Genomic DNA, 22,412 nt, shown 5'->3' on the forward strand with positions numbered 1-22,412 from the left:
GGGCCTGCGACAGGAGGCGTTGAAGGCCATGATGATCAGAACCGCGGGCGGCCCCGGACTGGTGAGCCCGATAGACTTTTCCGAGCGAAGAAAGCCGATTCCCCGCTGGATGTGGGCGGCGATCGGGGTTTCGGCCCTGGTCCACGTCGGCGCCGGCGTGTGGTTGTATCAGCAGAAGTTCGAGATCGCCGCCACGCCGGACGAAGGCCAGGACGTGGTCACCCTCGTCGACATGATCCGCCCTGTTCTCCCGCCGCCCGCGGTCGCGCCCACGGCTCCGCCCGCGCCGACGCCGCCGATCCATCGGCCGGATCGCGTCGTCGCCTCGACCGTCGCTCCGCTGGAAGTTCCAGTCGCGCCCGTCACGTCGGCAAACGCCGGTCCGATCATCAACCTGACTGAGCCGGCATCGACGCCCGCGCACGGAAGCGCCGCCACGGCCCAACCGACGCCTCCGGTCCCGGTCATCACCAACCCGGACTGGGTCAAGAGGCCGACGGCCGAGCAGATGATGCGCGCCTACCCCTCGGCGGCCGAGGCGCGCGGCGTCAGCGGCGTCGCCAACCTGTCCTGCCTGGTCCGGGTGGACGGCTCCCTGACCGGCTGTTCGGTCGCATCCGAGACGCCCGGCAATCAGGGCTTTGGCCGCGCAGCTCTGGGCCTGACGCGCTACTTCCGCCTCAGCCCGCGCACGGTCGACGGTCAGGCCGTCGACGGCGCCCGCGTCAGCATGGCCATTCGCTTCAACCTGCCTGAAGGCTAGATGAAGCGACGGGGCGCGAGGGCCGGTTCCTGCGAGGGCCGGCCCTCGACTTCGTCAGCCACGACGCCAGCGACCAACGGCCCCAGCAGCCAGCCGTTGCGGCGCGGCCCCAGGGCCAGATGCAGCCCCCTCTCGACCGCGCCCGCCATCGGCAGGCCGTCGGGCGTGGCCCCGCGAACCCCGGCGCGCCAGTCGATGTCCAGCGGTCGCGGCGCTTGACCCAGTACAGCCCAGGCCGCCGCCAGCATCTGCGCGCATCGCTCGGGATCGGGCGTCAGCGACCGCTCGCCCGGCTCCATCGTCGCGCCGATCACCGACCCCTCGCCCATGGGCGCGACATAGGCCCCAGGCCCGCGCAGAACCCGATCCGTCAGCCGTTCGCGGACCAGACCGATCTGACCCCGAATTGGCGTGATGAGGGCCAGAAGGCTGGCGACGGCTTCGGGAAGACCCGCCAGTGGCGCGCCCGTCCCGGTCGCCAGCACGACCTGATCGGCCTCGACCGGCCCCGCCGTCGTCTCGACCCGCCAACGCGTCCCTGACCGCAACAGCGACGTCGCACAGCCTTCCACCAGGCGAACACCCCGGCTCATCGCCTGCAGCGCCTGCGCCGGCTCGACCTTCCAGTCTTCATCAGTGGTCAGCCGCCCAGCGTCGCGGTCGAAGTCATGCTCGAAGCCCAGCGAGGCCAGCCGCGCGGCCAGCCCCTCGACTTCGCCGCCCCGCCACTCTGCCAGATCGCGGCTCAGCGCCACGCCCGTCGCCGAGGAGAATCCGGCCCAGACATCGCGCCCGCGCCGCAGCAGGGCGGCGTGGTCAGGGCTCAGATCGTCGATGGCGCTTTCCATCGCCGGCGCGATCATGCCGGCGGCGACCGCCGAGGCGTTGACGCCGCCGGGATCGACCACCGTCACGCGATGTCCGCGCCGGACCAGTTCGGCCGCCGTGCATAGGCCCAGGACGCCCGCGCCGACGACCACGATGTCTTGAGAATTAAAAAGGGGCACGGCCAGTCCTTCGACCGACCGCGCCCCGATTTCAACCCGGCGATGGACCTATTCGGCGGCGAGCTTGGCCGCTCTAGCCTCGTCCAGACGCTTGGTCAGGGCCGCGTGCTGGCTCCACAGGGCCTGGGGCAGGCGGTCGCCGAACTTCTCATAAAACGCGGGGATCAGGGCCGCCTCCTCGGTCCAGACGTCGGCATCGACATCCAGCAGGATCTTCAGTTCGGCGTCCGACAGGCTCAGGCCCGACAGGTCCAGCGCCGCCTTCGACGGCACGCGGCCGACGGCGGTGTCCACGGCCTCGGCCTTGCCGTCCAGACGCTCGACAATCCACTTCAGGACGCGAGCGTTGTCGCCGAAGCCGGGCCAGACGAACTTGCCGTCCTCGCCCTTGCGGAACCAGTTGACGAAGAACAGGCGGGGCAGCTTGGCCGCATCGGCCTGCGCGCCCAACTTCAGCCAGTGGCCGAAATAGTCGCCCATGTTGTAGCCGCAGAAGGGCAGCATGGCGAAGGGATCACGGCGCAGTTCGCCGACCTTGTTCTCGGCGGCGGCAGTGCCTTCCGAAGCCACGGTCGAGCCGAGGAAGACGCCGTGCTCCCAGTCGAAGGCCTCCGTCACCAGCGGCACGGCCGAGGCGCGGCGACCGCCGAACAGGATGGCGTCGATCGGCACGCCCTTGGGGTCTTCCCATTCCGGCGCGATGGCGGGGCACTGACCGGCGGGGGCGGCGAAGCGGGCGTTCGGGTGGGCGGCGGGCTCGCCCGAGGCCGCGTCGTAGGGCTGACCCTTCCAGGTCGTCAGACCCTCGGGGGCCTCCTTGGTCAGACCTTCCCACCAGACGTCGCCGTCCGCGGTCAGGGCGGTGTTGGTGAAGATCGTGTTCTTCGTCAGGGTCGCCAGGGCGTTCTGATTGGTGTTGCGGCTGGTGCCCGGCGCCACGCCGAAGAAGCCGGCTTCCGGGTTCACCGCATACAGGCGGCCGTCGTCGCCGAAACGCATCCAGGCGATGTCGTCGCCGATGGTCTCAGCCTTCCAGCCGTCCAACGCCGGTTGCAGCATGGCCAGGTTGGTCTTGCCGCAGGCCGAGGGGAAGGCGGCGGCGACGTATTTCGACACGCCCTCTGGGCTGGTCAGCTTGAGGATCAGCATGTGCTCGGCCAGCCACCCCTCGTCGCGAGCCATGACCGAGGCGATGCGCAGAGCGTAGCATTTCTTGCCCAGCAGGGCGTTGCCGCCGTAGCCCGAGCCGTAGGACCAGATCTCGCGGGTTTCGGGGAAGTGGACGATCCACTTGTCGTCGTTGCAGGGCCACGGCGCGTCTTCCGCGCCCGGCGCCAGCGGCGCGCCCAGGGTGTGCACGGCGGGCACGAAGGCGCCGTCGGCGCCCAGCATGTCCAGCGCGCCCTTGCCCATGCGGGTCATGACGGCCATCGACACGGCGACATAGCCGCTGTCGGTGATCTCGACGCCCAGGGCCGAGATCTTCGAACCCAGCGGGCCCATGCAGAAGGGCACGACATACATCGTCCTGCCCTTCATGCAGCCGTCGAACAGACCGTCGAGGCGGTCACGCATCTCGATCGGGTCAGACCAGTTGTTGGTCGGACCGGCGTCGGCCTCGTCTTGCGAGCAGATGAAGGTGCGGCTCTCGACCCGAGCCACGTCCTTGGGATCCGAGGCGGCATAGTAGCAGCCGGGGCGTTTGGACTGATCCAGCGCCTTCAGCGTGCCTTTGGCGATCAGGTCCGCGACGATAGCCGACTTTTCCGCTTCCGAACCGTCGCACCAGTGAACCCGGTCCGGCTTGGTCAGCGCCGCGATCTGCTCGACCCAGGCGACCAGCCCCTTATGGGAGGTCGGGGCGGGGTAAAGTCCGGGAATCGATACGTCTGCAGTCACAACCATGGTCTCCTGAACCGGGCCGCCCGACGATCTGTCGCCGCCGTGACGAGTCGGGCGCTGATCACGCCCTGTTACAGGCGCAATGCCATCGGAGGCGACGCAAGGTCAACCGTTGCCCGAATTCACTTCTGGCGGAATAAAATTGGTGCGTTGCAGCACGTTTTCCGGTCGCGGCTGGCTCTGCGCGACGATATCAAGACCGGGTGCGCACCATGGACACCCTCACCGCCCTGCCCGACGGCGCCCTGGCCTCGCCCGCTTCGGTTCGCAACGCCGAGCCGATCCTGCGCCTGCTGCGCGCGCATTTGCCGAAAAGCGGGCGGGTGCTCGAGATCGCGGCCGGATCCGGCCAGCACGCCGTGGCCTTTTCCAGCGCCCTGCCCGGCGTGACATGGACGCCCAGCGATCCCAGCGCGGACGCCCGCGCCAGCATCGCCGCCTGGGCCGCCAACGCTGGATCGGCGAACCTTCAGCCGCCGCTGGCGCTGGACTGCATGGACGAGCGCACTTGGCCGGATGTCGGGTTCGACGCGGTCGTCTGCATCAACATGGTCCACATCAGCCCGTGGGCGGCGACCGAGGGATTGATGACGCTGGCGGAACGCGTCCTGCCCCGCCCCGCCGGACTGCTTTATCTCTACGGCCCCTACCTTGAGGCCGAAGTTCCGCTGGCCCCGTCCAACGAAGCCTTCGACGCCAGTCTGAAAGCTCGCGATCCGGCCTGGGGCCTGCGCGATCGGGACAAGGTCGTCGCCTTGGCCCGATCGCACGGCCTGACGCTGACGTTGCGGACGGAAATGCCCGCCAACAACATCAGCCTTCTGTTCAGGCGGGCCTGATCGGGCTTCCCCGATCAGGCGTCCTCAATCAGGCGTCCTCAATCAGGAAATCGTCGCGACCACGGCCGACAGTTCGGCGCGCTCGTTGATCAGAGCAACCTTGTCACCCTGGAAGACGGCGCCCGGCGCCTCAGCGGCGACACCGAATGCCTCGGCCGCCAGGGCCACGCCGTCGGCGAAGGCCAGCACCGGCAGGGCTTGCGCCTTCGCCAGGACCAGCAGCGCCTTGATATGGGCCACGCCCGCCTCGTCCGCCGCGCCGCCCGGAACCACCACGCCCTTGACCCGTCCGCTCGTGATGTCGTCAGCCGTCGCCGTGGCGAGAACGGTCACGCCGCCGCTGATCAGACTGGCGTCGCCCGTCGAGATCGGCGCCAAAGACACGCCGTCGAAGCGAAGCGCGCTCTCCATGTCGCCCAGCGGGCCGAAATCCATGCCCTTGCGCATGATCAGGCCCATGCGCAGACGCATGGGCGCGGGGCGACTGAAGCCCTGGCGAGGACGGGGGGCGGTCGAAGTGTTGCGTTGAGCGTTCAAGACGTCTCCTTCAAAGGTTATCGTTCAATATTCGATCGCCCGATCAGATTGGATCAGGCGAAAAGCCCCCTAGGGGGAACTGAAAACGAGAATCGCCGCGTCACGGCGCGGCCGGACGCGATCTGGATCAGTTCGATGGGGTGACTGCACATATAGTCTCCCTGCGCTGGGGGTCAATGACAGGTCACGGCCATCTGATCTCAGTGATATTCAGAAGCGCCGCGCGAAATCTTTCGACCGGTGTTCGATCCTGCCGCTTGCCTGCCCCGCCTCCGGCCTTCTACAGAGCGGCATCTTCGAGGATGGACCCCATGGCCTTCACCCGCACCTATGACGGCCCCGAGCCTGTTCGCATCAACAAATGGCTGGGCCAGACCGGCATCTGCTCGCGGCGCGAGGCCGAAGCCCTGATCGCCGCCGGCATGGTCACGATCGACGGCGAGAGCGTCACCGACGCCGGCCGCAAGATCGAGCCGGGCCAGACCCTGACCCTGAACGATCGGGCCGAGGCGGCCCTGGCGTCCGGCATCACCATCCTGATCCACAAGCCGCTGGGCTATGTCTCGGGCCAGCCTGAGCCGGACAAGATCCCCGCCGTGCGCCTGCTGACCGAGGCCAATCGCATCGGCGAGGGCGCCGTGCCCGCCGAGGACGCCTCCCTGCCCCCCATCGGCCGTCTGGACGAGGACTCGCGCGGCCTGCTGATGCTGTCGTCCGACGGGGTCGTGGCCAAGGCGGTGATCGGGCCGCAATCGCGCCTGGACAAGGAATACCTCGTCCGCATCGAAGGCGACGTGACCGAGAAGAAGCTGGCCACCCTGCGGCGCGGCCTGATGCTGGATGGCCGTATCCTAAAATACGCCCGCGTGTCGCGCATGGACCAGAACCGCCTGCGCTTCATCCTGACCGAGGGCCGCAACCGTCAGATCCGCCGGATGTGCGAAATGGTCGACCTGGAGGTCACCGACCTGCTGCGCATCCGCGTCGGCCCGGTGCATCTGAACAACCTGCCCGAAGGCAAGTGGCGGATGATCACCACCGAAGAACGCGACGCCCTGATCCGAGGCGAGATGGGCTGAGGTCAGCCAGCGACGATCCCGGCTAGCCGGGTCAGTTCCGACACATGGGCGGCGAAGGCCTTCTTGCCTGCCGGGGTCAGCGCCAGCCAGGTGCGCTGACGCCCCGCCGCCGCTGCCTTGCGGACCTTGAGATAGCCCGCCTCCTCCAGTTGCTTCACATGTTTGGACAAAACGGAATCCGACACGACGATGGCGTCGCGGACGACCGCGAACTCGACCTCGTCCGCCACCGACAGCATGGCGCAGATCTGCAAACGGCCCGGCGCATGGATCACAGGGTCGAACTGCGGGACGAAGCTCATCCCTTGGCCCCCGTCTCGGCGCGATAGACCCTGAACCATAGGCGCGAGAGGGCCAGGGCGCAGACAAAGCCGATCGCCGCCAGCGCGAACGGCGCCCAGATCATGTCGCCCCGTCGGCCGGTATAGAGCGACAGCCCCATCAGGATCAGGAACAGGCCGCCCAGCCCAAAGGCCACCCAGCGCGCCTTCTTCGGCGTCACACCTGTCACCATGACCCCGTTTTTCTGGGCCCAGCTCCGCATCAGCAGCATCAGCGCCAGAGCACCGCCGCCGGACGCCAGCACGTTGAACGGCAAGGGCGCGGCCTGCCCCCCCACCATCACGGCGGCCACCGTCGAATAGATCAGGTCAAAGCGCCAGGATCCCTGCGCCACCTTGTCGTGGACCATGGACTGGGCTTGGCGGATGGCCGTCAAGGCGGCGGCGGGATCATCGTTCCGGTGTGGGTTCATGGCGTCTTCCTCACTTTCCAAACTGGAAAATGAAACTGACTTTCCATATCGTCAAGTCATAAGTTTCCAGATTGGAAAATTAAGACCGCAACGCCTCGAACCACCGCTGCAGCAAGCTCGCCTCTGCGCGGTGGGCGGCCGTGCGCAGCGCCGCCTCCTCGTCCACGCCCCAGCGGCTCTCGGTGAAGGCCTCGTCCAGACGCGACAGGTCCAGCGCCGCCTCGCCAGACAGCGCCCCACGCTGCACGGCCAGCCCCAGCACCGCCGATCCCAGCAGCGGCACTGCCGTCGCCAGTCCCGTCAGGGCGTGGTCGTCCAGCGCCAGCGCCAGCGCCTTCACGCGCTCCAAAGCCTCAGGCGACTGCGCCCGGTGAACGATGCCCTCGGCGGGGCGCAGGGCCACGTCCAGTTCGCGCGCAGCCCAGTCGCGCCACGGCCCCCACTCGGCCTGCTGACGCGCCACCAGCGATCCGGGATTCTCGGCCAGGTAGCAGATGACGTCCGACCCGGCGTAGGCGGCGATTTCGGCGGCGACCGGCTCGCGCGTCTGGCTGACCCGGTCGATGGCGGTCGAGGCCAAGCGTGTCGCCGGCATGGTCCCGGGAACCAGGAACTCGCCTTGCGCCGCCCATTCATCCGCCACCAGCCTTGCAGCCGCCTCGGTCGGCAGGGTCAGGGTGTTTCCCGCCGGCGTCTTGGGCGTGCGCCCGTCCAGACGCACGGTCCAGCCGCCCTCATCCGCCGAGACGTCGGCCACCTTCCAGAAGCGTTTGATGCGCTCCTCGGACTCCCGGAAACCCTTGCGGGCGGCGACGTTGGGATCGAGCGGGGGGATGTGGGACATGACGGTCTTCTAAGCGGCAATGGCGATCGAGGCGAAGCGGTCGAGCGCCGCCTCCAGATCAGGGAAGTCGACGGCGACGTGATGGGCGCCCGCCGCGACCTGTTCCTCGTAGGTATGGAAACCCCAGCCGACGCCCAGCGGATGCACGCCCGCGTTCAGGGCCATTCTGACATCATGCGATGTGTCGCCGATCATGGTGGTCGAAGCCGCATCGGCCCCGCAAGCCGTCATGGCGGCGAGCAGCATGGCCGGGTGGGGCTTGCCCGGACCGTCCGCCGCGCAATGGCTGGACAGGAACAGCTCGCTCCATTCCGGCCGCGCCAGATTGCGGGCCACGCCGCGCCGATTCTGCCCCGTCGCCAGCGACAACCGCCAGCCGTCGCGCTTCAACCGCCGCAGCGTCTCCATGACGCCGGGATAGAGCGCTTCCTCATGCCCCGCCTCATGCATCACCCGGAAACTGGCCTGGAAGGCAGCGACGAAGTCCGCCAGTTCAGCCTCCGTCAGGCTGGGCTCCAGCACGTGCAGCGCCTTGTCCAGCGTCAGGCCGACGATCTGGCGCACCCGGTCATAGCTGGGTTCGGGCAGACCCAGAACCTGCGCCGCCTCGCACGATGCCCGAAAGATCGAGGCGCGGCTGTCGACCAGGGTGCCGTCGATGTCGAAGACTGCCAGCGGACGCATCATGCCGGCACCACGTCAAAGGCTATGGTCAGGCGCGTTTCTTCGCCCGAGAACGGCACGGTTCCATGCCACATATAGGAAGGAAACAGCACCAGCTTGCCCGGCTCCGGCTTCTCGAAATGTTCAGGCGGCGTAGGCGCGGCGCAGACGAACGGCGGCGCGCCGAAACCGATCCACCCCTCTCGCCCGCCCGCATCAACCGCCGCCGGGAGATCAATATAACAGGCCGAGGACAGCCACCCCTCGGGATGGACGTGCGGCGCGTGGTATCCGTTCGGCGCCAACTGCACCGACCAGCACCCGGCGATGCGATAGGCCCCGGTATGGCGACGCCGCAAATGGTCGTCGCCAGCGCCCAGCCGCTCCATATAGCTTTTGATCGGCCCGTGGATGGCGACAAAGAAGGCCCGGATGGCGGGATCGTCGCTGGATTTCAGATCAACCTGGGTCTGAGTGCCGTGCCGCAGACTCTGTCCCACCGGATGCGTTCGGAACGTATGCAGCCGACGCAGGGCCGCCGCGAGATCGTCGAGATAGGCGGTCAGATCAGACCACCCCTCAGGCGTATCAATGAGCCCGCCCTGCACGAAGGCGTCATAGTCATTCAGCGCCAAGCCGTCCGACGCGCCGGACAACCGTTCGTACGTGGCCTGCAGCGACAGCCAATTCTGATCGTCCGCCGGCCGGACAGTCCCCGCCAGCAAGGCGGAGACGTGATCCAGCTCGCCCCGCGCCAATCGAATCTCGGCCAGCTTCAAGGCCACGACCGGATGGCCCGGCGCCCCGGCCACAGCCGTCAGCGCATGATCGAGCGCCAGATCGAGGTCGAACGACAAGGCGGCGTTGGCGGCGGCCAGATCAATCGCCGGATTTCGCACACCGCCTTCGACCAGGGTGCCCCAGACCTCGCGCGGCGCCGAACCGGTGTAGTCCATCAGCAGCCCGAGCAGGCCGCGCAACCCACTATCGCCGGGTGCGCTATCCAGCGCCTCGCGAACCGGCGCCAGAGCGCGCGCAGCGTCGGCCGTCCGCATCCAGATCAGTTGCGCCAGTTCGCGCAGAGCTTCGACATAGGCCGGTCGCCGCGCAACCGCCTGACGATAGGCATGCTCGCCGTCGTCATACTTCTCCTGCCCGGCCAGAGACCGCGCCAGCACCAGCCAGGTTTCCGGCGCGTCGCCGCCCTTTTCAAAGGCGCGCCGAACCGCCGCCTCAGCCTCAACATGCCGCCTCATATCGCCCAGAAGCGCCGCCAGATTATGCTCCGACACGCTGCTGATCGGCCTGGCCTTCGCCTGGGCGACACGCAGGGCCAAGGCCTCGTCCAGCCGTCCCAGAAGCTTGAGAAGGTCAGCCTGAAGGGGCCAAGTCGTGGACGGGTTCGCCGCCGCGCGCAAGCCTGCCAGAGCCTCCTCATAGCGACCAGCCGCGATCAGCCGGTCGATGGCCGCGCGCTCGGGACTGGAACGGCCGTCGTGGCTCATCGCTGGCGCTTGACCCCTTCGAACGGATCGACGTCGCTTTCGTCCTCGGAGAAGCCGAAGTGGGCGAAGCCGGCCTTGATCTCGGGGCTCAGCGGGGCCTCGACGATCAGGGTGCCGCCGCCGGGGTGGTCCAGTTCGATGCGGCGGGCGTGCAGTTGCAACTTCAGCACGCCGCTCAACTGCTTGGAGGCGTCCGTGCCGTACTTGTGGTCGCCCAGGATCGGGTGGCCGATGGCCGCCATGTGGGCGCGCAGCTGGTGCGTCCGGCCGGTGAAGGGGCGCAGCGCCATCCATGAGGCGCGGTGCGCGGCGCGGCTGATGGTGGCGAAGGCGGTCTCGGCCGGTTCGCCCTTGGGGTCCTTGGGCTCGGCGGGACGCATCATCTCATAGTCGTTGATGCCGGTCTTCTTCAGCGCTAGGTCGATCTGGCCGTGCGTCGGCTTGGGGTTGCCGATGACGATGGCCCAATAGGTCTTCTTGGCCTGACGCCGCGCGAAGGCCCCGGCCAGACGCTTGGCCGCCTCCGGCCCCTTGCCCAGCAGCAGCACGCCCGAGGTGTCGCGGTCCAGGCGGTGGACCAGACGCGGCCGGTCCATCCCCTCGCCCCAGGCCGACAGCAGGCGATCGACGTGCTTGGTCGTCTTGGTGCCGCCCTGCACGGCCAGGCCGTGCGGCTTGTTCAGGGCGATGACCATGTGATCTTCATAGAGGACCAGCGACTTGGCGTAGGCCACGTCGCGCTCGGTCAGTTCATGCAGGTCGCCGGGCTTGCGCGGGTTGGCGTCCGGCAGAGGCGGCACGCGCACGGCGGCGCCGGCGGTCAGGCGATCCTGCGGCTTGACCCGCGAACCATCGACGCGGATCTGGCCGCTGCGAGCCATCTTTTCCACCTGGATATGGGTCAGGTGCGGCCAGCGGCGCTTGAACCACCGATCCAGGCGGATGTCGTGTTCGTCCTCAGCAACATAGAGGGTCTGGACTTCGCGGCTCATGCGCCCACTCCGATAAACAGTTTGCGCGCGATCATCAGGCCGACGAACAGGGCGGCGATGGCAAGAACCACCGAACCCACCGCATAGACGAAAGCCGTGGCCAGTTCACGGCGTTCGATCATCAAAGCGGCTTCCAGCGAAAAAGCCGAGAAGGTGGTGAAGCCGCCCAGCACGCCCACGGCGGCGAACAGGCGGATGCTCTCCTGCCCCGCGCCGGCTTTCAGCGCCAGCCAGCCGACCAGCAGCCCCATCAGCAGACCGCCCGAGGTGTTGGCGGCGAAGGTGGCCAAGGGCCAAGCCGCGCCGGGGGCCAACCGACCGACCGTCAGGCCCAGCCCATAGCGGGCCATGGCCCCCAGGGCGCCGCCGCACGCGACGAGAAGAAATCGTGTCATGCCGCGCTTCTACACCGGCAAGACGACTTTGGCGAAGGCGTCTCAAGACGTCTTCAGCTCTGGAATCAAAAAAGGCGGCGGGTCGAAACCCACCGCCTTCTCTTGAATAGAACCGGTTGCTTAGAAGCGCGCGGTCAGACCGACGTAGTAGCGACGGCCCAGAACATCATAAGTCGACGGGTCGGTGTTCGCTTGAACGCCCGGCGAGAAGACGTTGGGCTGTTCGTCAGTGACGTTGTTCACACCGGCGCGCAGAGAGACGGTGTCGTTGATCGACCACGAACCGTTCAGGTCGAAGTAGTCGATCGAAGGCAGAACGATGTCGGTATTGATAACCGTCAGTTCGCCGACACGGCGCCAGCGCGCGCCGACCGAGAACGGGCCATCCGACCAGGTCACCGAGCTCAGGGCCTTCCACACAGGGAAGGTCTTGCCGAACGAGCTGGCGATCGTGCCGGTACGATCAGTGAAGACGCCGCCCTCAACAACATTGTCCTTATACTCGGACAACCAGCTGATCACGGTGTTGAACCGCAGTCGGCCCCAGTCGCCGCCGCCGACTTCGTCGATATTGAAGCCCCAGTCAGCCTGGAAGTCGACGCCAGAAGTCTCGATCGCTCCCAGGTTCGCTTGACGCTCGATCGCCCCGACGATGCCGCCCGACAGTGGATCACGGCGGAACAGTTGGCAGTAGCCGTTGTTGACGTCGAAGGTCGGGTTTTCACCCGTAACGTTGAAGCAACCCTGAAGGGCGTCCGTAGCCGCGATCGAGCCGATCGCATCGGTGATCTTGATGTTATAGTAATCGACCGACGCCGAGATGCCCGACAGCCAGGGTGAAGCGAAGCGCGACTGGTAGACCAGACCGACATTCCAGCTGTCCGAAGTTTCTTCGAACAGACCGGGGTTGCCGCCGCTCACGCCCTCAACCTGGGCGTTCGAGTACTGGAAGTTGTCGATCGCCAGAGGAGAAAGGCCCTGGGCAAGGCACAGCGCCTTAACCTTGGCCGCGTCAGGGCCGTTGCGGAAGCTGCTGCGGTTGTCGCAAGGATCGCCCTCCGTACCCTTCAACGACGGCGCGCCGATCCCAGGGAAGTTGGTGCCGCCGGTCGCAAACAGTTCGCCGATCGAAGGCGCCCGAACCGAACGGCTGTAACCGCCACGAGCGCGCACGCCGCCCGCGATGGTCCAATCCAGTTCCGCACGATAGGCCTTGGTGCCCCCTGCAGTGCTGTAGTCGGCGTAGCGATAGCCCAGGTTCAGATCCAGCTTCTCGACGAACGGCAGATCCGCAAGCACCGGCACCAGCGCTTCGATGAACAGTTCCTTGGAGTTGGTGCTGCCCTTCAGCGAAGGCACCGGGTTGAAGCCCGCGATTTCCGATCCGCCGATCTTACCACCGTCCGGCTTGCCATCAGCGCCCAGGTGATCCGTGCTCGCATTTTGCTGAGAAAGCGAAGAGTCGGCGCCGAAGGCGAAGTTATCCTGGCGGTACTGAGCGCCCACGGCGACCCGGACTTCGCCGGCCGGCAGGTCGAACGCCTTGCCCTGCATCGAGGCTTCGACGTTGCGTTGCTCGGTCGTCGTCTGGTTGCGAGCGGAACGGCCGATGTAGCTGATGCACTCGGCCGACAACTGGGTCACGCCGAACGGATTGAAGCCGCCTTTGCAGAGCTCCGGAATGGTAGCGCCGTTTTTAACGCCGCCAGCACCGCCGAAGGGATCATCCAACAGGCGCTGAACGGAGGAACGCGAGACGTTGCCGGATTGGGTGGTGACGTTGGCCACACGCCCGTAGGAGCCATAGACGTCATAGGTCCATTCGCTATTCGGCACGCGACCGCGAAGGCCCGTCGTCAACTGGTAGATGTTGTAATCTTGGTTCGAATGGCGTCCCCCAAGCGAGGTGAACCGCTTGTTCAGTGCGAACGAAGAGTTCGGATTGGCACGCGTATTCAGCAGGGCGCGAAGGTCCGCCGTGATGAAGGGGTTGGTCGACGGTACGCGGAACCCGGTTCCGCTGGCCGCCGGGCTGGCCGCCAGCTCAGTGTCAGACGAATACTGGGTGAACAGTGCGTTAGCGTACACTTCGGCGCTGTCGTTGATCTTGTAACGACCTGCGCTATAAACGTTGTAACGCTGGAGCGGAAGCTGAAGATAGTTCAGCGGGCCCGTGTTGAACGTATAGTTCGCCCCAGGAGCCGTGTACTCAGGACCGGCGCCGGCGGGATTTTTTACATTCAGCTTGCCGGTGTACGAGAAGATCGATCCGTCGTTATTGAAGCCGAACTGGCCCGTGTTCGACAGCGTCGGGTTGTTGAAGTAGGCGCGGATGGCGGCCAAAGTAGGCAGGTTGGTGCTGTCAAAAGTCGTCGACCCCAGCGGCGACGTGCCCGAAGCCCCCGAAACCGCCGAGAACTCACGAGCCCCGTTAAAGATGGTGCCTCGGGTCGAACGAGCCAGGGACAGGACCATGTTGCCACGGTCGTTGTCGAAATTGCCGCCGAGGGTCACCGAATAGCTTTCGGTCCTGCCGTCGCTGCGGTCGGTCTCGCCATATTGTGCGTCGAACTGAACGCCCTGGAAGTTCTCATTGAGAATGAAGTTGGCCACACCGGCCAGAGCGTCAGACCCGTAGGCCGCCGAGGCGCCGCCGGAGATGACTTCGACATTCTTGATCAGAGCCGTCGGGATCAGGTTCACATCGACCGTACCGTCCGAGTTCGACGGAACAACGCGACGGCCGTTCATCAGGACCAGGGTGCGGTTGGACCCCAGGTTACGCAGGTTGATGTTGGCTTGGCCGCCGTTCGAAGGGTTGTTCGACGTCGAAGAGATCGACGGAGTGAACTGCGGCAGGTCGTTGATCAGCGTGTCGATGGTGACCGAGCCGGTCGCCTGGAAGTCCTCGGCGGAAACCGTGACGATCGGGCTGGTCGACCGATAGTCCTGACGCGCGATGCGCGATCCGGTGACGACGATGTCGCCCACCTGAGAAGCCTGATCGTTCGTAGCCTGAGACTGGGCCATAACCGGCGCAGCGAAACCTGCCAGCGCAAAGCCGGCGATCATCGTCGTGGCCAGCAACCGTTCACGTTTGTTGGTCAATTTCAAAACCCTCTCCTGACGTCCGGACGACAAAGCAAAGGGACCGTCCCCCGCTTCCGCCCCCCATATCCTGGCGCGAACAATCATTAGATTCGCTCGCCAATCCCAAACCGATTACGCGAGGGCGTCCAATTTACGCCACGAAATTACTTAGCCGCCTGATGATGTTGGCCCATATGTCACAAAGCGGACACGCTTCGGCGAACCGATAGCATCGGTCAACTTGACTTATTTTTCGCTCCATTCGCGACAAGGACCCTTTCATGAACGTTGTTCACGGAAAAATATTCGCCGCATCCTGCGCATTTTTGGCGATTTCCCTCCACGCAGACCAAGGTTATGCGAGAGTGTCGCCGTCGCCAAGAGCGGCGGAAATGCAACGGCTTTTCGAGTGCAAACTCATCGCTGAACGCGCTGCCCGTGTGGATTGCTACGACGCAGCCGTCGAATCACTGGGCGTCGCCGAGCGCCAAGGCGAAATCGTCGTCGTCGAACGCGAACGCGTCCTAGAGGCGAGACGCGCCCTGTTCGGCTTTACCCTCCCCGCCTTCCCCAGCCTGCTGGGCGGACAAGCAGAGCGGTTGGACGAGGTCGAGACGACACTCGAGCGCGCAACCTATGCAACGGGCCCTGGATGGACGTTTTATCTGGCGGACGGGTCGATCTGGACTCAGATCGACACCGCGTCTCTTCAGTTCCGTGCGACCGCGGGCCTGCCGGTCAGAATACGCCGAGCCGCCATGGGCAGCTATTTCCTCAAGGTCGCAGACAATCCCGCCGTACGGGCCAAGCGACAGTAACGGCTAAGAAATAGACATTTCTCTGGCAATAGTTCCTGTGCCGGCCGCTATGCCTCGACCGTTTCCTGCACGTTCTAAAGCCGAGGTCGGATCGCGTCCTGCACACCCCGCGCGTCATAGGCGCCGGGGCGGCCCGGGCGCGGGCCGCGTCCCAGGACGATCTCGAGCGTGGTCGAGGTCGGCTGAGGCCCGCTGAGGTCGAAGCCCAGACCCACGCCGACGCCCGAGGTCGACCAGCCGCCGTAGCGGCTGGAGCCGGCGCCGATCGAGATACTGGGGCGCACGCCGCCGGCGCTGTCGGGGCGTCCGTCGATCCAGCGCTGCGTCACCTCGAACCAGTCATAGCCCTGATCGACGGTCAGTTGGGCGGCGCGGAACAGGGCGCGATCCGCGACCGGCCCCGGCGCACCGACCCCGTTGTAGGTGACGCGGAAGCGGTTGGCTTCGATGCGCTGCTCGCTGAACCCCTGCCCCCGCGCCGCTTGCTGCGGGCCGTAGGGAGCCAGGCTGGCGCAGGCGGTCAACATGAGGACCGAGGCCGCGATCAGGCCGAAGGTAAGACGTTTCATGCGGCGATCTCCTTGCTCGAATAGCGTCGAGCAGAACTGGATGTTCCGCCTTGAAGCTGAACCGGCGCTGAACCGGCCTAGAGACCCGCCGCCGTCCGCAGCGCGGCGAAGTCCTCGGGCGGAGCCGCCTCCAGCGTCATTCGCTCGCCGCTCTCGGGGTGCGGGAAGGACAGCTTGGCCGCGTGCAGCATCAGGCGCGGAGCGCCGCGACCGGCGAAGGTCAGCGCCCCGCCATAGCGCACGTCGCCGACAAGAGGCCGCCCGATAGAGGCCATGTGGACCCGGAGTTGGTGCATCCGCCCCGTTTCCGGCGACAACTCGACCAGAGCGCCGTCCTCGCTGGACGCCAGGGTGCGATAGCCGCTGACCGCCCCCTGTGCTCCGGCTGCGTCAAACTCGACCACGCGCATATAGCTTTCGCGCCCGATCTCTTCGCGGCGCAGAGCGGCGGTGATCCGGCCGGACTTGGGCTCGGGTGCTGCGGACACCAGGGCCAGATAGGTCTTCTGGAACCGGCGCATCTGCATCGCCTTGCCCAGGAAACTGGCCGCCGGCTTGGTCTTGGCCGCCAGGATGACGCCCGAGGTGTCGCGGTCCAGCCGGTGCACAAGTTCCGGCCGCTTCCCGTTCGAGCGGGCGAAGGCCCACAGTAGGTCGTCCAGGGTATTGGCCTGGATGCGGCCGCCCTGGCTCGACAGGCCCGAGGGCTTGTTGAAGGCGATGATGTGCGCGTCCTCGTGGATGACCCACGAACGGACGGCGGCGATTTCTTCTTCGGTCAGGGCGACGGGCTGGCGGGTTTTCACCCGCCGAGCCTTTAGCGGAGGACGCCCCGCTTCGCCATGGTCCAGGCGTACCAGAGCAGGAACAGGGCAATCACGACGATGACATAGGGCATCCAGCCCATCACCTGCATTGTCGCCGGCAGCGGCGGCGGGGGATTGATCGCCTTCTGATAGATCAGGCTGACCACCGCTCCGATCAGGGAAATGGCGAAGACGTGCACCGCCCAGCGGCTGCGCGCCAGCAACAGCAGCGACCCCAGAACCGCGCCCCATACTCCCAGGGTCCACGGCACGTACATCCAGGTCGGCATGGCGGTGAAATAGGCGATCATGGCGTCGGAGAAGCCGTTCTCACGCATATAGGCTTCACCACGCGTATTGGTCTGAACGAAGTCAAAGCCGCCGACGGCGCTCCACAACAGCGACAGCACGCCCACGAGCCACAGATGCCAGGGCGTCGCCGCCCGTCTCGCAATATCGATCATTATTCCCTCCCCAAGTTGTCGATCAGCGTGAGGCTAAGCCCGAACCACCACGCTTAACAATGAACAGCGATCACTCTTCTTTCCTCCCCATGGAACGGGGAGGAAAGCTTAGCCCTCGCCGCCCTGCGCTCGCGCTCGCATCGCCGCCCAGCGTTCCAGCCGCGCCTTGACCTTCTCCTCGTGGCCCTCGCCCTTGGGCTTGTAGAAGGTGCGGCGCTCCATTTCGTCGGGGAAGAAGTTGGCGCCCGAGAAGCCCTCGGGCGTGTCGGGGTCGTACCGATAGCCCTTGCCGTAGCCGAGCTGCTTCATCAGCTTGGTCGGGGCGTTGCGGATGTGGGCGGGCGGCATCAGTGACCCGGTCTCGTGCGCCGCCTTCCTGGCAGCCTTGAAGGCTTCATAGACGCCGACCGACTTGGGCGCCGTGGCCAGATGGACGACGGCCTGGGCCAAGGCCAGCTCGCCCTCGGGGCTGCCGAGAAAGTCGTAGGTGTCCTTGGCGGCGTTGGCGACCAGGATGGACAGGGGGTCGGCCTGGCCGATGTCCTCGACCGCCATCCGCACGATCCGCCGCGCCAGATAGAGCGGGTCCTCGCCCCCGTTCAGCATCCGCGCCAGCCAATACAGCGCCGCGTCCGGGTCCGACCCGCGAACCGATTTATGCAGCGCGGATATGAGGTTATAGTGTTCTTCTCGCGATTTGTCGTAAGCAGGCGCGCGTTTCTGCAGCACCCCGGCCAGGGCCTGAACATCCAGCGCCTCGCCTTCCGGCAAGTCGAACAGGACCTCGGACATGGTCAGCAGATAGCGGCCGTCGCCGTCGGCCAACGCCAGCATGGCCTGACGCGCCTCGGGCGTCAGCGGCAGGGGCCGGTCCATCAGAGCGGCGGCCCGGTCCAGCAACTGATCCAGCGCCGCGTCGTCCAGGCGCTTCAGCACGTAGACCTGCGACCGCGACAGCAAGGCGCCGTTCAACTCAAACGAGGGATTTTCGGTCGTCGCTCCGACCAGGGTGACGATCCCCTCCTCCACGAAAGGCAGGAAGCCGTCCTGCTGGGCGCGGTTGAAGCGGTGGATCTCATCCACGAACAACAGGGTCTGCTGCCCGGCGGCCCGGCGCATCCGCGCGGCCTCGAACGCCTTCTTCAAATCGGCCACGCCCGAAAAGACGGCGCTGATCGACTGGTATTCATAGCCCGCCGCCTTGGCCAGCAGCCGGGCGATGGTGGTCTTGCCGGTGCCGGGCGGTCCCCACAGGATCATGGAGCCGAGCCGCCCTGCCTCGATCATGCGGCGGATCGGCCCGCCCGCCCCCAGCAGGTGGTCTTGGCCCACGACCTGTTCCAGCGTCTGCGGGCGCAGACGATCGGCCAGGGGAGCGTCGGGAGGATGGATGCCGGAGGCTTCGAACAGATCAGACATGAAACAGACAGAGATGGGGAACGGCAAAGATAGGCGTTCGTTCAGGCGATTACACGCACTAGTATCGGCCCGACGGAGGAAACCCCATGTCCGAATCTCAGCCGAACCAAGGCCCCAGCGGCGGCGTCACGCCTCACCTGACCATTCCGTCGAAAGGCGGGACGGCGGCAATCGAATTCTACGGCCGGGCCTTCGGCGCCGAGGAGATCATGCGGATGCCTGCCGAGGACGGCGAGCGGCTGATGCACGCCCACCTCAAGATCAACGGCGCCAGCGTCATGCTGGCTGACGAATTTCCCGAATGGACCGGCGAGGCCGACATCCAGCCCAAGGGCGTGACCCTGCATCTTCAGGTCGATGATCCCGACGAATGGTGGACCCGCGCCCTGGTGGCGGGCGCCGTCCCGGTCATGCCGCTGGCGGATCAGTTCTGGGGCGACCGTTACGGCCAGGTCCGCGATCCTTTCGGCCACACCTGGTCCATCGGCGGCCCCAAGAAGGGCTGATCCACCGACGTCGAAAAGGAGACGCGCGATGTCCGACCCCGCCTACCCGCCGCTCAGCCCCTATCTGATGGTCAAACGCGGACCAGAGGCGCTGGACTGGTACGCCCGCGCTTTCGGCGCCGAGGTGGTCGAGCGTTACGACATGGACGACGGCCGACTGGGCCACGCCACGCTCAGCCTGAACGGCGGCTCATTGATGCTGTCGGACGAATTCCCCGAAATGGCCGAGGTCGTCGGCACGTCCTCGCCCGAGACGCTGGGCGGCACGACCAGTTCGGTGAACCTGTCGGTCGACGACGTGGACCGCTGGTTCGACCGCGCCATCCAGGCCGGCGCGACCGCCCTGCGTCCTCCCGCCGACGAATTCTACGGCCGCCACGGCAAGCTGCGCGATCCCTACGGCCACGTCTGGTCGATCGTCGGGCCAGCGAAGGGCAAGTAGCCTTTCCTCCCCATTCCATGGGGAGGTGGCGCGGCGCCGAAGGCGACGTGACGGAGGGGCTTCGCCGGTCAATGGAAGCAGCCCCTCCCACCGCCTGGCTGCCTCGCACCGCCCTTCGGGTCGCGGCCCCCCCTCCCACAAGTGGGAAGGAAATTCCCCCTACGGCAGACGCCCGGTCAGTTGGCGTCCGCCGCGCACGATGACGATTTCCGACCCGCGTTGCGCACGCCCCAGGGCGGCGACCGAGGTCACCGGCCGACCGTCCACCTGACGGATCAGATCGCGACGGCTCAAGCCGATCTTCGCGGCGGCGCTGTTGCTCGCCACGCCGGTTACGACCACGCCGCTGGTGAAAGGATCGCCGCCCAGGCTGTCGGCCAGCGCCGGGTTCAGCGCCACGCCCTGAAGCCCCGCCAACGGTCCCTGGGCGACCACAGCCTCCTCGCCTGCCTCGACCTTTCCAGGCAGGGCCGAGACCCGCGCGTTGATCGTCTGGGTCTTGCCGCCCCGCAGGACGGCCACGACGACCGTATCGTCCGGCGAGCGGGTGCCCACGCGGAAATTCAGCCCGCCCTGATCGTTGATCTCAGCCCCGTCGACGGCGGTGATGACGTCGCCCTTCTGCAGACCGGCGCGCGCGCCCGGCCCCTGCGGATAGACGTCGGTGATGATCAGACCCTGCGGTCGCGACAGGCCCAGGCTGCGGGCGATGTCGGCGCTGACGGTGTCGCCCCTCACGCCCAGCCAGGGCCGCACCACGGACTTGGCGCCCCCGACGGCGGAATCGACCACGCGCTTGACCATGGTCGCCGGCACCGCAAAGCCCACGCCCGTCGAGGAGCCGGTGCGCGAGAAGATGGCGGTGTTGATGCCGATCAGGTCGCCGTCCATGTCCACCAGCGCCCCGCCGGAATTGCCGGGATTGATGGGGGCGTCGGTCTGGATGAAGGAGCCGGAATCGTTGATGCCCGTCTCGGTTCGGTTCAGGGCCGAGATGATGCCGTTGGTCACCGTCTGCCCGACGCCGAACGGATTGCCGATGGCCAGGACCAGGTCGCCGACCTGCTGTTCCTCCTGATCGTCGATGCGCAGCACCGGCAGCCTGCCCTCGACGCCTTCCAGTTGCAGCACGGCAATGTCGGAACGCTCATCGGCCAGCAAGACCTTGGCGGCGTATTCTCGCCGGTCGTTCAGGGTGACGCGGATTTGCTGCATGTTCTCGATGACGTGGTTGTTCGTCACCACCACGCCGTCAGAGCGCACGATGACGCCCGACCCGATCGAGCCGGTCACGCGCGACTGCGGCCCGCCGCCGAACATCTCGAAGAAGGGATCGCGGACCTGCTGCACCCCGCGCGCCGAGATATTGACCACGGCGGGGGCGGCCTCCCGCACCACGGGGGCGAAGCTGGACTTCATCGTTCCGGCGTCGCGCGGGGCCTGACGCGGTTGTTCGGCGAAGACGCCTTCCTGCGCCTTGGACGGGTTGGGCTGGCCGCAGGCGGACAGCATCAGGGCGGCGGCGATGGCCAGTCTGGAAGTTTTCATCTCGTCCCGGTTCTGGAAGCTTGGGCGTTCATCCCATTCCGCCCCGGCTTTTCGACAGGATCAAGGCCGCCGTAAAGCGAGGGGCGCAGCCGCGATCAAACGGCCGTGACTGCGCCTCGTTCCGCTCCCGGGCCGCCCGACTTCAGTGCGTCGTCACCGGCAGGGTGTCTTCGGGCCGGCCGTCGCCGCGCGGCGCGTCCACGCCCAGCAGACGGGCGAGGAAGGGCTGAACGTCCACGCTGTCCAGGTCGCGCAGACGCCGCCCCTGAATCACGCCGGGACCATGGGCGATGAAGATCGCCGCCATATCCGGCGAGACGTTGTCATAGCCGTGCGCTCCGCCCGGCTTGGTCACGGGCCGCGCCCGCGTCGCCAGCAGCCAGCCCGGCTCCGCCGCGCAGACGATGGCCGAGACGCGCGGGTTGGAGCCCAGGACGAAACGCGCCGGGATTTCGCTCTTCTTCCAGCAGTCCAGATGCGGACGCGAGCCCAGCAGCGCCGCCTCGACCTCGGCCTCGCGACCGGCGACCGGGTTCAGGAAGCTGACCGCGCCGGAATAGACGATCTGCACCGCCGCCGGATCGATCAGGTCGTCCAGCACCAGCACCCGCTCGGGCGAGGTCGCCGCCATGCCGTGGTCGGACACAACCACCAGAACCGTACGCTCATAAAGGCCGCGCGCCTTCAGCCCCTCGACCAGTCGGCCGATGGAGGCGTCGACCGAGCGGATCGCTTCGGCGGCCTCGGGCGAGTCGGGACCGAAGCGGTGTCCTTGGGTGTCGACGATATCGAAATAGAGGGTCGTCAGCTGCGGCCGCCGATCCTGAGGCAGGTCCATCCATTCCAGCAGGCGGTCCACCCGCGCGTCGCCCGGCGTCTCCTGGTCGAAGGAAGTCCAGTACGACGGTCGCACGCCGCGAATATCGGCTTCCGATCCCGGCCAGAACATGGTGGCGGTCTTGACCCCCGCCTTCTCGGCCGAGACCCAGATCGGCTCACCCTGATCCCACCAGCGGCGGTCGGTCACGGCCTCCTTGGCGCTCAGCGAGAACCGGCCCAGTTCGGCGTCGACCATGTTGTTGCCGATGATGCCGTGATGATCAGGGTGCAGGCCCGTGACCAGCGTATAGTGGTTGGGGAAGGTCACGCTGGGGAAGGAGGGCCGCATCGGCCCCGTCGCCCCCTCCCCCGCCATCCGCGACAAGTTCGGCGTGATCCCCCGGTCCAGATAGTCGGCGCGGAACCCGTCGATGGAGATCAGCATGACCAGCGGCGGCTCGACCGCGGCCTGTGATTCAGGGGCGGCATCAGGGCCGATGACGGGAGGGGTGGCGCAGGCCGTCAGCAGCAGGGCCAGACACAGGCCCGCGACGCGTGAAAACATGAAAACTCCGAAGCGACTTCGGGAAGATTGCCTAAGCTTAATCTGCGACAGACAGAAGACGGCTTGTCGGCTTATCCCCATCGCGC

The 22,412-nt window shown here is 66.6% G+C and carries 23 protein-coding genes; 6 read left to right on the forward strand and 17 right to left on the reverse strand.

What is annotated here, in order from left to right:
- Positions 1-28: 28 nt before the first annotated feature.
- Positions 29-763: a TonB family protein gene (locus AB4Y68_RS12120; protein ID WP_441456013.1), complete on the forward strand. Its 735-nt coding sequence runs from the start codon at positions 29-31 to the stop codon at positions 761-763.
- On the opposite strand, the gene AB4Y68_RS12125 is transcribed toward AB4Y68_RS12120, so the two are convergent.
- Together AB4Y68_RS12125 and AB4Y68_RS12130 are read right to left on the reverse strand one after the other, a co-directional pair.
- Complete coding sequence (locus tag AB4Y68_RS12125; protein ID WP_441456014.1) at positions 760-1,770, reverse strand: NAD(P)/FAD-dependent oxidoreductase; 1,011 nt, start codon at positions 1,768-1,770, stop codon at positions 760-762. The genes AB4Y68_RS12120 and AB4Y68_RS12125 overlap by 4 nt on opposite strands.
- Positions 1,771-1,818: 48 nt before the next feature.
- A complete protein-coding gene (locus AB4Y68_RS12130; RefSeq protein WP_441456015.1) occupies positions 1,819-3,675 on the reverse strand; it encodes a phosphoenolpyruvate carboxykinase (GTP) in 1,857 nt (618 codons plus the stop codon).
- Between the two features lie 209 nt (positions 3,676-3,884).
- Between AB4Y68_RS12130 and AB4Y68_RS12135 the strand changes: the two genes are divergently transcribed.
- On the forward strand, positions 3,885-4,511 hold the full coding sequence (locus tag AB4Y68_RS12135) for a DUF938 domain-containing protein (protein WP_441456016.1): 627 nt from the start codon (positions 3,885-3,887) through the stop codon (positions 4,509-4,511).
- Positions 4,512-4,553: 42 nt separating this feature from the next.
- Here the strand turns inward: AB4Y68_RS12135 and AB4Y68_RS12140 are convergent, their stop codons facing one another.
- The gene (locus tag AB4Y68_RS12140) at positions 4,554-5,048 is read right to left on the reverse strand and encodes a hypothetical protein (protein WP_441456017.1); all 495 of its coding nucleotides are present in this window, start codon (positions 5,046-5,048) and stop codon (positions 4,554-4,556) included.
- Between the two features lie 311 nt (positions 5,049-5,359).
- On the opposite strand from AB4Y68_RS12140, the gene AB4Y68_RS12145 reads away from it, so the two are divergent.
- Positions 5,360-6,127: a pseudouridine synthase gene (locus tag AB4Y68_RS12145; protein WP_441456018.1), complete on the forward strand. Its 768-nt coding sequence runs from the start codon at positions 5,360-5,362 to the stop codon at positions 6,125-6,127.
- Between the two features lie 2 nt (positions 6,128-6,129).
- Here AB4Y68_RS12145 and AB4Y68_RS12150 read toward each other — a convergent pair whose 3' ends face one another.
- The 8 genes from AB4Y68_RS12150 to AB4Y68_RS12185 all read right to left on the reverse strand — a co-directional run bounded on the left by AB4Y68_RS12150 (position 6,130) and on the right by AB4Y68_RS12185 (position 14,394).
- Entirely contained in the window at positions 6,130-6,429 is a 300-nt protein-coding gene (locus tag AB4Y68_RS12150) for a transcriptional regulator (RefSeq protein WP_441456019.1), read from the reverse strand.
- Complete coding sequence (locus AB4Y68_RS12155) at positions 6,426-6,881, reverse strand: hypothetical protein (protein WP_441456020.1); 456 nt, start codon at positions 6,879-6,881, stop codon at positions 6,426-6,428. Before AB4Y68_RS12155 ends, AB4Y68_RS12150 begins: the two co-directional genes overlap by 4 nt.
- 79 nt (positions 6,882-6,960) lie before the next feature.
- Entirely contained in the window at positions 6,961-7,725 is a 765-nt protein-coding gene (locus AB4Y68_RS12160) for an ATP12 family chaperone protein (protein WP_441456021.1), read from the reverse strand.
- A gap of 9 nt (positions 7,726-7,734) precedes the next feature.
- On the reverse strand, positions 7,735-8,412 hold the full coding sequence (locus AB4Y68_RS12165; protein ID WP_441456022.1) for an HAD-IA family hydrolase: 678 nt from the start codon (positions 8,410-8,412) through the stop codon (positions 7,735-7,737).
- On the reverse strand, positions 8,409-9,893 hold the full coding sequence (locus tag AB4Y68_RS12170) for a putative 2OG-Fe(II) oxygenase (protein WP_441456023.1): 1,485 nt from the start codon (positions 9,891-9,893) through the stop codon (positions 8,409-8,411). The genes AB4Y68_RS12165 and AB4Y68_RS12170 overlap by 4 nt, the downstream gene beginning before the upstream one ends.
- Positions 9,890-10,885, reverse strand: coding sequence for an RluA family pseudouridine synthase (locus AB4Y68_RS12175; protein ID WP_441456024.1), 996 nt, complete (start codon positions 10,883-10,885; stop codon positions 9,890-9,892). Before AB4Y68_RS12175 ends, AB4Y68_RS12170 begins: the two co-directional genes overlap by 4 nt.
- On the reverse strand, positions 10,882-11,280 hold the full coding sequence (crcB, locus tag AB4Y68_RS12180) for a fluoride efflux transporter CrcB (protein ID WP_441456025.1): 399 nt from the start codon (positions 11,278-11,280) through the stop codon (positions 10,882-10,884). Before crcB ends, AB4Y68_RS12175 begins: the two co-directional genes overlap by 4 nt.
- A gap of 120 nt (positions 11,281-11,400) precedes the next feature.
- On the reverse strand, positions 11,401-14,394 hold the full coding sequence (locus tag AB4Y68_RS12185) for a TonB-dependent receptor domain-containing protein (protein ID WP_441456026.1): 2,994 nt from the start codon (positions 14,392-14,394) through the stop codon (positions 11,401-11,403).
- A 257-nt stretch (positions 14,395-14,651) separates the two neighbouring features.
- Here AB4Y68_RS12185 and AB4Y68_RS12190 point away from each other — a divergent pair, with 257 nt between their 5' ends.
- Positions 14,652-15,188: a hypothetical protein gene (locus AB4Y68_RS12190; RefSeq protein ID WP_441456027.1), complete on the forward strand. Its 537-nt coding sequence runs from the start codon at positions 14,652-14,654 to the stop codon at positions 15,186-15,188.
- A 74-nt stretch (positions 15,189-15,262) separates the two neighbouring features.
- Here AB4Y68_RS12190 and AB4Y68_RS12195 read toward each other — a convergent pair whose 3' ends face one another.
- The 4 genes from AB4Y68_RS12195 to AB4Y68_RS12210 all read right to left on the reverse strand — a co-directional run bounded on the left by AB4Y68_RS12195 (position 15,263) and on the right by AB4Y68_RS12210 (position 18,446).
- On the reverse strand, positions 15,263-15,757 hold the full coding sequence (locus tag AB4Y68_RS12195) for a CC0125/CC1285 family lipoprotein (RefSeq protein ID WP_441456028.1): 495 nt from the start codon (positions 15,755-15,757) through the stop codon (positions 15,263-15,265).
- Between the two features lie 77 nt (positions 15,758-15,834).
- Positions 15,835-16,563, reverse strand: coding sequence for an RluA family pseudouridine synthase (locus AB4Y68_RS12200; RefSeq protein ID WP_441456029.1), 729 nt, complete (start codon positions 16,561-16,563; stop codon positions 15,835-15,837).
- 11 nt (positions 16,564-16,574) lie between these two features.
- A complete protein-coding gene (locus tag AB4Y68_RS12205) occupies positions 16,575-17,027 on the reverse strand; it encodes a hypothetical protein (protein ID WP_441456030.1) in 453 nt (150 codons plus the stop codon).
- Between the two features lie 108 nt (positions 17,028-17,135).
- Positions 17,136-18,446, reverse strand: coding sequence for a replication-associated recombination protein A (locus AB4Y68_RS12210; protein WP_441456031.1), 1,311 nt, complete (start codon positions 18,444-18,446; stop codon positions 17,136-17,138).
- A gap of 86 nt (positions 18,447-18,532) precedes the next feature.
- Between AB4Y68_RS12210 and AB4Y68_RS12215 the strand changes: the two genes are divergently transcribed.
- Entirely contained in the window at positions 18,533-18,952 is a 420-nt protein-coding gene (locus AB4Y68_RS12215) for a VOC family protein (protein WP_441456032.1), read from the forward strand.
- Positions 18,953-18,980: 28 nt separating this feature from the next.
- On the forward strand, positions 18,981-19,394 hold the full coding sequence (locus AB4Y68_RS12220; protein ID WP_441456033.1) for a VOC family protein: 414 nt from the start codon (positions 18,981-18,983) through the stop codon (positions 19,392-19,394).
- A gap of 159 nt (positions 19,395-19,553) precedes the next feature.
- Here AB4Y68_RS12220 and AB4Y68_RS12225 read toward each other — a convergent pair whose 3' ends face one another.
- Positions 19,554-20,942, reverse strand: coding sequence for a trypsin-like peptidase domain-containing protein (locus AB4Y68_RS12225; RefSeq protein ID WP_441456034.1), 1,389 nt, complete (start codon positions 20,940-20,942; stop codon positions 19,554-19,556).
- Positions 20,943-21,084: 142 nt separating this feature from the next.
- Positions 21,085-22,326 carry an alkaline phosphatase family protein gene (locus AB4Y68_RS12230; RefSeq protein ID WP_441456035.1) on the reverse strand — a complete coding sequence of 414 codons (1,242 nt, stop codon included), beginning with the start codon at positions 22,324-22,326 and terminating at the stop codon, positions 21,085-21,087.
- Positions 22,327-22,412 lie beyond the last annotated feature (86 nt).

The sequence above is a fragment of the Brevundimonas sp. 2YAF1 genome (assembly GCF_052114745.1).
Lineage (GTDB): Bacteria > Pseudomonadota > Alphaproteobacteria > Caulobacterales > Caulobacteraceae > Brevundimonas.

What these genes read in the sequence shown, in the direction of transcription:
- AB4Y68_RS12230 (WP_441456035.1), bottom strand. Translation starts at nt 22,326, where the DNA reads ATGTTTTCACGCGTCGCGGGCCTGTGTCTGGCCCTGCTGCTGACGGCC.
- AB4Y68_RS12150 (WP_441456019.1), bottom strand. Translation starts at nt 6,429, where the DNA reads ATGAGCTTCGTCCCGCAGTTCGACCCTGTGATCCATGCGCCGGGCCGT.
- AB4Y68_RS12170 (WP_441456023.1), bottom strand. Translation starts at nt 9,893, where the DNA reads ATGAGCCACGACGGCCGTTCCAGTCCCGAGCGCGCGGCCATCGACCGG.
- AB4Y68_RS12175 (WP_441456024.1), bottom strand. Translation starts at nt 10,885, where the DNA reads ATGAGCCGCGAAGTCCAGACCCTCTATGTTGCTGAGGACGAACACGAC.
- crcB (WP_441456025.1), bottom strand. Translation starts at nt 11,280, where the DNA reads ATGACACGATTTCTTCTCGTCGCGTGCGGCGGCGCCCTGGGGGCCATG.
- AB4Y68_RS12160 (WP_441456021.1), bottom strand. Translation starts at nt 7,725, where the DNA reads ATGTCCCACATCCCCCCGCTCGATCCCAACGTCGCCGCCCGCAAGGGT.
- AB4Y68_RS12145 (WP_441456018.1), top strand. Translation starts at nt 5,360, where the DNA reads ATGGCCTTCACCCGCACCTATGACGGCCCCGAGCCTGTTCGCATCAAC.
- AB4Y68_RS12120 (WP_441456013.1), top strand. Translation starts at nt 29, where the DNA reads ATGATGATCAGAACCGCGGGCGGCCCCGGACTGGTGAGCCCGATAGAC.
- AB4Y68_RS12190 (WP_441456027.1), top strand. Translation starts at nt 14,652, where the DNA reads ATGAACGTTGTTCACGGAAAAATATTCGCCGCATCCTGCGCATTTTTG.
- AB4Y68_RS12195 (WP_441456028.1), bottom strand. Translation starts at nt 15,757, where the DNA reads ATGAAACGTCTTACCTTCGGCCTGATCGCGGCCTCGGTCCTCATGTTG.
- AB4Y68_RS12130 (WP_441456015.1), bottom strand. Translation starts at nt 3,675, where the DNA reads ATGGTTGTGACTGCAGACGTATCGATTCCCGGACTTTACCCCGCCCCG.
- AB4Y68_RS12205 (WP_441456030.1), bottom strand. Translation starts at nt 17,027, where the DNA reads ATGATCGATATTGCGAGACGGGCGGCGACGCCCTGGCATCTGTGGCTC.
- AB4Y68_RS12165 (WP_441456022.1), bottom strand. Translation starts at nt 8,412, where the DNA reads ATGATGCGTCCGCTGGCAGTCTTCGACATCGACGGCACCCTGGTCGAC.
- AB4Y68_RS12220 (WP_441456033.1), top strand. Translation starts at nt 18,981, where the DNA reads ATGTCCGACCCCGCCTACCCGCCGCTCAGCCCCTATCTGATGGTCAAA.
- AB4Y68_RS12225 (WP_441456034.1), bottom strand. Translation starts at nt 20,942, where the DNA reads ATGAAAACTTCCAGACTGGCCATCGCCGCCGCCCTGATGCTGTCCGCC.
- AB4Y68_RS12135 (WP_441456016.1), top strand. Translation starts at nt 3,885, where the DNA reads ATGGACACCCTCACCGCCCTGCCCGACGGCGCCCTGGCCTCGCCCGCT.
- AB4Y68_RS12155 (WP_441456020.1), bottom strand. Translation starts at nt 6,881, where the DNA reads ATGAACCCACACCGGAACGATGATCCCGCCGCCGCCTTGACGGCCATC.
- AB4Y68_RS12210 (WP_441456031.1), bottom strand. Translation starts at nt 18,446, where the DNA reads ATGTCTGATCTGTTCGAAGCCTCCGGCATCCATCCTCCCGACGCTCCC.
- AB4Y68_RS12215 (WP_441456032.1), top strand. Translation starts at nt 18,533, where the DNA reads ATGTCCGAATCTCAGCCGAACCAAGGCCCCAGCGGCGGCGTCACGCCT.